Annotated in this window: 7 protein-coding genes; 3 read left to right on the top strand and 4 right to left on the bottom strand. The window is 73.1% G+C overall.

Features of this window, described 5'->3' with window-relative positions; genetic code table 11:
* The 4 genes from GPJ59_RS30195 to GPJ59_RS30180 form a co-directional block, all read right to left on the bottom strand.
* Positions 1–693, bottom strand: a 693-nt coding sequence (locus tag GPJ59_RS30195; RefSeq protein WP_374200951.1) for a carbohydrate ABC transporter permease, incomplete at its 3' end; no start/stop codon positions are given.
* Between the two features lie 12 nt (positions 694–705).
* Entirely contained in the window at positions 706–2,043 is a 1,338-nt protein-coding gene (locus tag GPJ59_RS30190; RefSeq protein ID WP_219671094.1) for an ABC transporter substrate-binding protein, read from the bottom strand.
* Between the two features lie 90 nt (positions 2,044–2,133).
* The gene (locus tag GPJ59_RS30185; protein WP_219671093.1) at positions 2,134–3,816 is read right to left on the bottom strand and encodes a glycoside hydrolase family 13 protein; all 1,683 of its coding nucleotides are present in this window, start codon (positions 3,814–3,816) and stop codon (positions 2,134–2,136) included.
* A 241-nt stretch (positions 3,817–4,057) separates the two neighbouring features.
* Positions 4,058–5,341: an ABC transporter substrate-binding protein gene (locus GPJ59_RS30180; RefSeq protein ID WP_219671092.1), complete on the bottom strand. Its 1,284-nt coding sequence runs from the start codon at positions 5,339–5,341 to the stop codon at positions 4,058–4,060.
* 168 nt (positions 5,342–5,509) lie between these two features.
* Between GPJ59_RS30180 and GPJ59_RS30175 the strand changes: the two genes are divergently transcribed.
* From GPJ59_RS30175 to GPJ59_RS30165, 3 genes are all read left to right on the top strand, one after another.
* A complete protein-coding gene (locus tag GPJ59_RS30175) occupies positions 5,510–6,016 on the top strand; it encodes a PadR family transcriptional regulator (RefSeq protein ID WP_219671091.1) in 507 nt (168 codons plus the stop codon).
* On the top strand, positions 6,013–6,828 hold the full coding sequence (locus GPJ59_RS30170; RefSeq protein WP_219671090.1) for an ABC transporter ATP-binding protein: 816 nt from the start codon (positions 6,013–6,015) through the stop codon (positions 6,826–6,828). Before GPJ59_RS30175 ends, GPJ59_RS30170 begins: the two co-directional genes overlap by 4 nt.
* Positions 6,829–6,830: 2 nt before the next feature.
* Positions 6,831–8,069: ABC transporter permease (locus GPJ59_RS30165; protein WP_219671089.1), on the top strand; the 1,239-nt coding region annotated here is incomplete at its 3' end.

The raw sequence follows: 8,069 nt of genomic DNA, 5'->3' as shown, positions 1-8,069 counted from the left end.
GAGGTAGACGGCTCCGCCGATGCCGGCCGCGCCGGGCCCGGCGGGCGGGGCCGCGGCCGCCGCCTTCGCGCCGGCGGGTATCGCCTCGGGTGCCACTCCGACGAGGCCGAGGGTGAGCGTGGCGCCGGGGCGGACGGTCCGCTCGGTGCTGTACGGGCCTCCGGCGGTGCCCGTCAGGCCCCGGCCCTCGCGGGCCCGAGCGGTGGGGTAGGCGGCCTTGTCCTCGAAGGTGTCGTGCACGCCGACGACGACGGCGTTGAGCACGCCCTTGCCGGGGTCCTGTTCGTAGGCGAGCCGGAAGATGATGCCCGCGGCGAGGAACGACACGGCCATCGGCAGGAAGAGCACCAGCTTGAAGGCGGTGGCCCAGCGCACCTTCTCGGTGAGGACGGCGAGCACCAGCCCGAGTCCGGTCAGCAGGGTCGGGGCGACGACGACCCAGATGGCGCTGTTGCGGACGGCCTTGAGGGTGGCCGGGTCGCGGATGATCTCCGCGTAGTTCCCGGCGCCGACGAAGCGGGTGCCGCTGGCGTCGAAGAGGCTGCGGCCGAAGGAGAAGACGACCGGGTAGACGACCAGGGCGCCGAGCAGCAGCAGGGCGGGGAGGACGAAGGCGACCGCGAGGAGTCGTTTCCTTCTGAGGGCCCGGCGCCGCGGGTCCACCGCGGCGCGGGCGGTCAGCATGTCGGACATGGGACGGCGGCCTCAGTTCCCGTAGGCCTTGGCGGCCTCGGCCTCGAGCTTGGCGGCCGTACCTTGCGGGTCGGAGGGGTCGCGCAGGAAGTCCTGGAGGAGCTTCCACTCCCCCGCGCCCTTGGTGCCGCCGAACGCGGCGGGCGCCTGGTCCGACATGTCGAAGCGGACCGAGTCGCCGGCCGCGACGAGCGAGGCGGCGGTGCCGCGGGTGGTGTCGTCGCCGTACGCGGCGAGGTCGACCTTGGAGTTCGGGGACAGGAAGCCGCCGGCGCCGGCCCAGATCGCGGCGGCCTCGGGGCCGGCCAGGAATTCGAGCAGCTTCATGCCGGCCTTGTTGTTCTTGCCCTGCTTGAGGACGACGGCCGCGTCGCCGCCGCTGACGACCGGCGCCTTGCCGCCGTCGACGGCGGGGAACGGGAAGAACTTGGCGTCCTTGCCGAGCTGCTTGCCGAACTGGTCCTTGGCGACGCCGCCGACGAAGTCGCCCTCGTAGACCATGCCCGCCTTGGGCTGGGGGCCGAAGACCTGCTCGACGGAGGAGGGGAAGTCAGTCTGGAGGGCGCTCTGGGCGCCGCCGGCGACGAGCTGCTTGTCCTTGAACAGCTCACCGAGGGTGGTCAGCGCCTTGACGACGCTGTCGTCGGTCCACTTGATCGTGTGCTGGGCGAGCTGGTCGTACTTCTCCGGTCCGGCCTGGGAGAGGTAGATGTTCTCGAACCAGTCGGTGAGGGTCCAGCCGTCCTCGCCGGCTACGGCGAAGGCCGGGCGGCCGGAGTCGGCAAGGGTGCGGCCGGCCTTGAGGAGGTCGGCGTAGCTCTTGGGCTCGCTGACGCCGGCCTGGGCGAAGGCGTCGGGGGCGTACCAGACGGTGGACTTGTGGGCCGCCTTGAAGTAGAGGCCGTAGTACGTTCCGTCGACGGTGCCGTAGTTCTTCCACACCGGGGCGAGGGTGGAGCCGGCGGTCTTGGCGGCCTCGTCGGAGAGGGGCTGGAGCCAGCCCTCCTTGGCGAACTGCTTCAGGACGCCGACCTGGGGGATCATCACCACGTCGGGGGCGTTGCCGCCCTCGATCTTGCTTCCGACGAAGGTGGAGACGTTGTCCCCGGAGGGCACGAAGACCGTCTTGGCTCCGGTCTTCGCGGTGAAGGCGTCCAGGACCTTCTTGAAGTTCTTCTGCTCGCTGCCGGTCCAGACGCCGGCCACGGTCACGGTCTGGCCGGTGAGTTCACCGCCGCCGGAGGCGGGTCCGGCGGGGCCGCCGCCGCAGGCGGTGGCGCCGAGGGCGAGGACGAGGGCCGCCGAGGTGGCGGTCCCGATCCGTCGGGGCGTGGTGCTGGGTCGTCGCATGAGGAGCTCCGTTTCGAAGAGGCGGGTGAGGGGCGGGTGAGGAGCGTGGAGAGGGGTGCGGTTGGGGGCGGGCAGTGATGCCTGCGGGGCTCAAGGGGCCGGGAACTCCCCCGTCCACCAGGCCGCGGTCGCCGCGGGGAGCACCCCGTCGGGGCAGGGGCCGCTGGCGAGGAGCGGGGTCCCGGCGACCGGGGCGGGCACCGGCTCCGTACCGAAGTTGACGGCGCAGACGAGCCCGTCGCCGCGGACGATGGCCAGCACCTGCGGGGCCGTGTCCAGCCAGCGCAGGGTGCCGTCGCCGAGCTGCGGGAGGCTGCGCCGCAGCTGGAGGCCGTCGCGGTAGAGGTGCCAGAACGAGCGGGTGTCGGCCAGAGCGCGGTCGGTGGTGTGCTCGGCGAACCAGGCGGGCTGCGGCAGCCACGGCTTGATGTCGGCCGAGGCCGAGCTGAAGCCGAACGGGGAGGCGTGCCCGGACCAGGGCAGCGGGATGCGGCAGCCGTCCCGGATGTGCTTGCGGCTGCCGGTGCGGTGGAAGATCGGGTCGGTGAGGACCTCGTCGGGCAGGTCGAGGACCTCGGGGAGGCCGAGCTCCTCGCCCTGGTAGACGTACGCCGCGCCGGGCAGGGCGAGCATCAGCAGGGCGGCGGCGCGGGCCCGGGCGGCGCCGAGTCCGCTGCCTTCCACGCCGGGCTCGCCGGCGTAGCGGGTGACGGTGCGGACCTGGTCGTGGTTGTTGAGGACCCAGGTGACGGTGGAACCGGTGCCGGCGATGTCGCGTACCGCCTCGGTGATGGTCCGGCGGAAGGCGCCGGCGTCCCAGGGCGCGCTGAGCAGGTCGAAGAAGAACGCCTGGTGCAGCTCGTCGTGGCGGACGTAGTCGGCGTGCTCGCGGGCGGTCGGCACGGACACCTCGCCGACCAGCAGCCGCTCGTGTCCGTCGCGGGCGGTGTACTCCTCGCAGACCGAGCGCCAGCGGCGCCATACGCCGTGGACCTCGGGCTGGTTCCAGGCGAGCTGGTTGACGGCGTCGCGGGCCCGCTCGTCGGCGCCGGGGTCGTCCGAGTCGGGCAGCTCGGGGTGCTTGTACAGGCCGGCGGCGACGTCGATGCGGAAGCCGTCGACTCCGCGGTCCAGCCAGAACCGCAGCACCTGCTCGAACTCGTCGCCGACGGCCGGGTCGCGCCAGTTCAGGTCGGGCTGCTCGGGCGTGAACAGGTGCAGGTACCACTCGCCGGGAGTGCCGTCGGGCTCCGCGACCCGGCTCCAGGCGGGACCGCCGAACATGGCGCGCCAGTTGTTGGGCGGCTGCGTGCCGTCCGGGCCGCGGCCGGGCGCGAAGTGGAAGCGGGAGCGCTCGGCGCTGCCGGGCCCGGCGGCGAGGGCGGCGCGGAACCACGGGTGCTCGCTGGAGCAGTGGTTGGGGACGATGTCGAGCAGCAGCTTGAGGCCGAGGCGGTGGGCGTCGGCGACCAGCCGGTCGAACTCGGCGAGGTCGCCGTAGACGGGGTCGACGCCGCGGTAGTCGGCGACGTCGTAGCCGTGGTCGTGCTGCGGCGAGGGGTAGAAGGGGCTGAGCCAGATGCCGTCGACACCGAGCTTCCTGAGGTAGGGAAGCCCGGCCCGGACGCCGGCCAGGTCGCCGATGCCGTCCCCGGTGCTGTCGAGGAAGCTGCGGACGTAGACCTGGTAGATCACCGCGTCGCGCCACCAGGAGTCACGTGCGGCGGTGCTGCGGGAGGGGAGGCCGGTGTCGGCCGGAAGGGTGCTGAGCATCTCGCGTCGACCTGTTTCTGCTGAATGCGAGAGCGCCCTGATCAGGTGCGCTGTTATGCATGCATGTTAAGTAGCAGCGACCGAAAGGTGTCAACGATGTGTCCAGAAGTAGCGCAAAGCTGGGGTGGTTTGTACCGAATGATCCGCGTGCACGACGAAGGGCATCTACTTAACATGTAAGTAGATGCCCTTCGGGGGGACTTCTGAGGGGACCTTCGAGGAGGTGGAGGACGGAGTGCGCTCAGCCCTTGCGGGAGAGGGCCCCGAGCTCGCGCGCGAGCCGCGCCGCGGACTGCTCGGGCGCCTGGCGCTGCGCCATCAGGTCCTGCGCCACGGCCTGCACGACGATGCTCACCTGGTCGTAGCGGGGACTCTTGGGCCGCGGCACCGCCGCCAGCACGCTCCGCCGGAGCGTGGGCAGGTACGGGTACGCGCGGACCAGCTCGGGATCCTCGTACAGCGCGGCGCGCACGGGTGGCAGCGAGCCCTGGGTGAGGACCTTGCGCTGGACCGGTTCACTGGTGAGGTAGGAGATCAGGTCGGCTGCCGTCGCCGGATGCCGGGCATGGCTGCTGACGGCGAGGTTGGAGCCGCCGAGCACGCTGGTGCCGGGCCCGTCGGGGCCGGGCAGCGGTACGGCGCCGAACCTGCCGGCGATCTTCGAGCCGTCGGCGCTCGCGTCCGCGTACACGTACGGCCAGTTCCGCAGGAAGAGCAGCCGGCCGTCCTGGAACGCCTGCCGGGACTCCTCCTCCTTCCAGCCGAGTGCCTCGCGGGGGATCCAGCCGTCACGCACGCCGTCCGCGAGGAACCGCAGTCCGGCGCGCGCCGCGTCGGAGTCCACGGCCACGCGCGCGCCGTCGTCGCGCAGGATCGATCCGCCCGCCGAGTGCACGGCCTCGGTGACGTTGACCGTGAGCCCCTCGTAGGGCAGGAACTGGCCGGCGTAGCCGTCCAGGCCGTGCCCCGGGGCGATCGTGCGGGCCTGGCGGGCCAGTTCGGCCCAGGTCCGCGGCGGCTGCTCGCCCTCCTGGTCCAGGATGTCCTTGCGGTAGTAGAGCAGGCCCGCGTTCGTGACGTACGGGACCGCGTACAGCCGGCCGTCGAAGGTCGCGGTGTCGACGACCGGCGGCAGGAAGGTGTCCAACGGGAAGCGCTCGCGCCGCAGCGGCGAGATCCATCCGGCCGCGGCGAACTCCGAGGTCCAGGCGACGTCGATGTTCAGCACGTCGAAGCGGTGGCCGCCCGAGCGCAGTTCGCTGATCATCTGGGCCCGGGTCTCGTCGGCCGAGTCGGGCAGTTCGACGAGCGTCACGCGCTCGTCAGGATGGCCCTCGTTCCAGTCGGCCAGCAGCGGGGACAGGTAGCCGGTCAGGTCGCCCGCCGTCGCGAGCGTCAGGGGGCCACGGGCCCCGTCCGCGCCTGCGTCCGCGCCCGCGTCGGCGCGGACGCCGAAGCCGGCGTACCCCGCCACCACCACCGCCGCGACCAGGAGAGCCCTACCCGCGGCACGCATCCACCGCATGGGTTCCTCCCGGTGCACGATCCGGCTGCGCTGCCGAACATTGCGGCCTATATATACCTGTTAGGCATGCGCGATACTAGACGCCCAGGCAGGCGGGGTGGGCGGCGGTGCCGACCGGCCCGTTGCCCGGTGAACGGTTGACCACGGAGCGAGAAGGAGGGGGAGCGAGTGCGTCTGGCGCTCCTGGCACTCCTCGCGCGCGGCCCGGCCCATGGCTACGAGCTGAAGCAGGACCTTGAGAAGCTCCTGGGCGCCGCGTACCCTCAGCCGAACGTCGGCCAGATCTACGTCACGCTCGGACGGCTCGAGAAGAGCGGTCTGATCGAGGGCGAGGACGTCGAGCAGTCGGGCCGGCCCAACAAGCGGACGTACCGGCTGACGGACGCAGGGCGCGAGGCCGTGCAGGCCTGGTTCGAGGACACCGCCGAGGAGCCCCGGGTACGGGACGAGTTCTTCATGAAGCTCGCGCTCGCGCCGGAATCGGGGATGGCCGACCCGATCGCGCTGATCAACAAGCAGCGGCGGCAGTACCTGAACACCATGCGGGACCTGTCGAAGCTGGCCGCGGCCGAGGACCGCGACAACAAGATCTCCCACCTGCTGATCGAGGGCGCCATGCTGCACCTGCAGGCCGACCTCGACTGGCTGGAACGCTGCCAGGAGGAGCTGGAATGAGCGACGCCGCCACCGCCGCTCCGGACGTGCCCATAGTCCGGGCCGAGGGCCTGGCCAAGACGCACCACGGCGAGGGTGCGCCGGTCCACGCGGTGCGCGGGGTGGACCTGACGGTCCGGCCGGGCGAGTTCGTCGCCGTGACCGGGCCGTCCGGAGCCGGGAAGTCCACGCTGCTGCACCTGATCGGCGGCCTCCAGCGGCCGGACGCGGGGAAGCTGTGGATCGGCGGCGAGCGGGTCGACGCCTACCGCGAGGCCCGCTGGGCGGTGCTGAGGCGCCGCAGCATCGGCGTCGTCTTCCAGTTCTTCAACCTGGTCTCCAACCTCACCGTCGCCGACAACGTCGAACTGCCCGCCCTGCTCGCCGGCGCCTCCCCCAGGGCCGCCCGCGCATCCCGCGCCGAGCTCCTCGCCGAACTCGGCCTGGAGGGCCGCGAGCGGGCCATGCCGGGCGAGCTGTCGGGCGGCGAACAGCAGCGGGTCGCCCTCGCCCGGGCCCTGGTCAACCACCCCGCCCTGCTCCTCGCCGACGAGCCGGCCGGCAGCCTCGACAGCAAGGGCACCCGCGAGGTGCTGCGGCTGCTGTCCCGGTTCCACCAGCGCGGCCAGACGATCGTGATGGTGACGCACGACGCCCGGATGGCGAGCGCCGCCGACCGCGTCATCAGCTTCTTCGACGGGCGGATCGCCGACGACGCCCGGCTCGGGGCCGACGACACCCGGCCCGGCGACGGCGGCACCCGGCCCGGGGCCGGCGACGGCCGCCGGGGCCGGCGCGGCGGAGTGTCCCGCGTCCTCGATCTGAAGGACTGACCGTGCGGGCCACCCTGCGCTGGGCGCACGCCGACTTCCGCGCACACCGCGGCGAAGCCCTCTTCGTCGTCCTGGCCAGCGCCGGGATCATCGCCTCCCTGCTGCTGGCCGGCGCACTGTTCAGCTACGCCGCGAACCCCTGGCAGCGGAGCTTCAACCAGTCCCGGGGTGCGCACGTCTGGCTGCACACCCGCCCCGGCGCGGATGTGGACGCCCTGTCCGGCCTGGACGGGGTCGCCTCCGTCTCGGGGCCGTTCCGCACGGCGGCGGCGACCGTCGAGTCACGCGGTGCCCGGGCCTCGGTCACGCTGCGCGCCGCCGAGGCGACGCCGCCGCAGACCGGTCGGCCGCTCGTCACGGCGGGCAGCTGGCTGACCGTGCCGGACGGCGGTACCGACCGGGACGGCGCGGTCGTGCTGGAGGCCTCGGTCGCCCGCGCGCTGTGGGCCGGGCCGGGCGACACCGTACGGATCACCGGGCCGGACGGCGCCCCGCGCATCCTGCGGGTGAGCGGCGTGGCCGAGGCAGCCGAGCCCCGCTACCGGCCGGGCGGCGCACCGGGCATCGGCTGGGTCCTCTCCCCCGCCCTCGACGCGATGGCCCAGGGGCAGCCCCTCGGGCGGAGCGTGGGGCTGCGCCTGCAGGATCCCGGCGACACCGACTTCGTCGTCCAGCGTGCCGTGACCGTCCTCGGTGCGGACCGGGTGGCCCAGGTGACCAAATGGCAGCAGGCGCGGGCCGAGGCCGGCGGCGACGACCAGCTCCTCGGCCAGGTCTTCGCCGTCTTCGGACTGGGCGCGCTGCTCGCGGCGGCGCTCGCCGCGTCCGGGGCGATCGCCGCGCGGGTCCGCGGGCAGCTGCGGGACATCGCCGTCCTCAAGGCCGTCGGCTTCACCCCCGGCCAGGTGACCCGGGGCTTCCTCGTCCAGCACCTGGCCTTCGCCCTGCTCGGCGTGACCCTCGGCACCGCGGCGATCGCGCTGCTGGGCGCCCGGATACCGGGGCGGATCGGGGACGCGGCCGAGATGTGGCAGGGCCTGCCCGGCCACACCGCCCTGATGATCGGCATCCCCTGCGGCGCCGTGCTGCTGATCGCCGCGGCCACCGGGATCTCGGCCTGGCGGGCCGGGCGGGGGGCGCCCCGTGCCTTTTACAAAACCGGCGACGGCGGCGGACCTATGGGGGGTGTGGCGGGGGGGCGTGGTGGTGGCACACGCGAACGACACCTGTTGTCGCAGGCG

The sequence above is a fragment of the Streptomyces bambusae genome (genome assembly GCF_019400985.1).
GTDB classification, from domain to species: domain Bacteria; phylum Actinomycetota; class Actinomycetes; order Streptomycetales; family Streptomycetaceae; genus Streptomyces; species Streptomyces bambusae_A.
The sequence above is the reverse complement of the archived record's forward strand: the minus strand, read 5'-3'. Positions and strand labels throughout refer to the sequence as shown.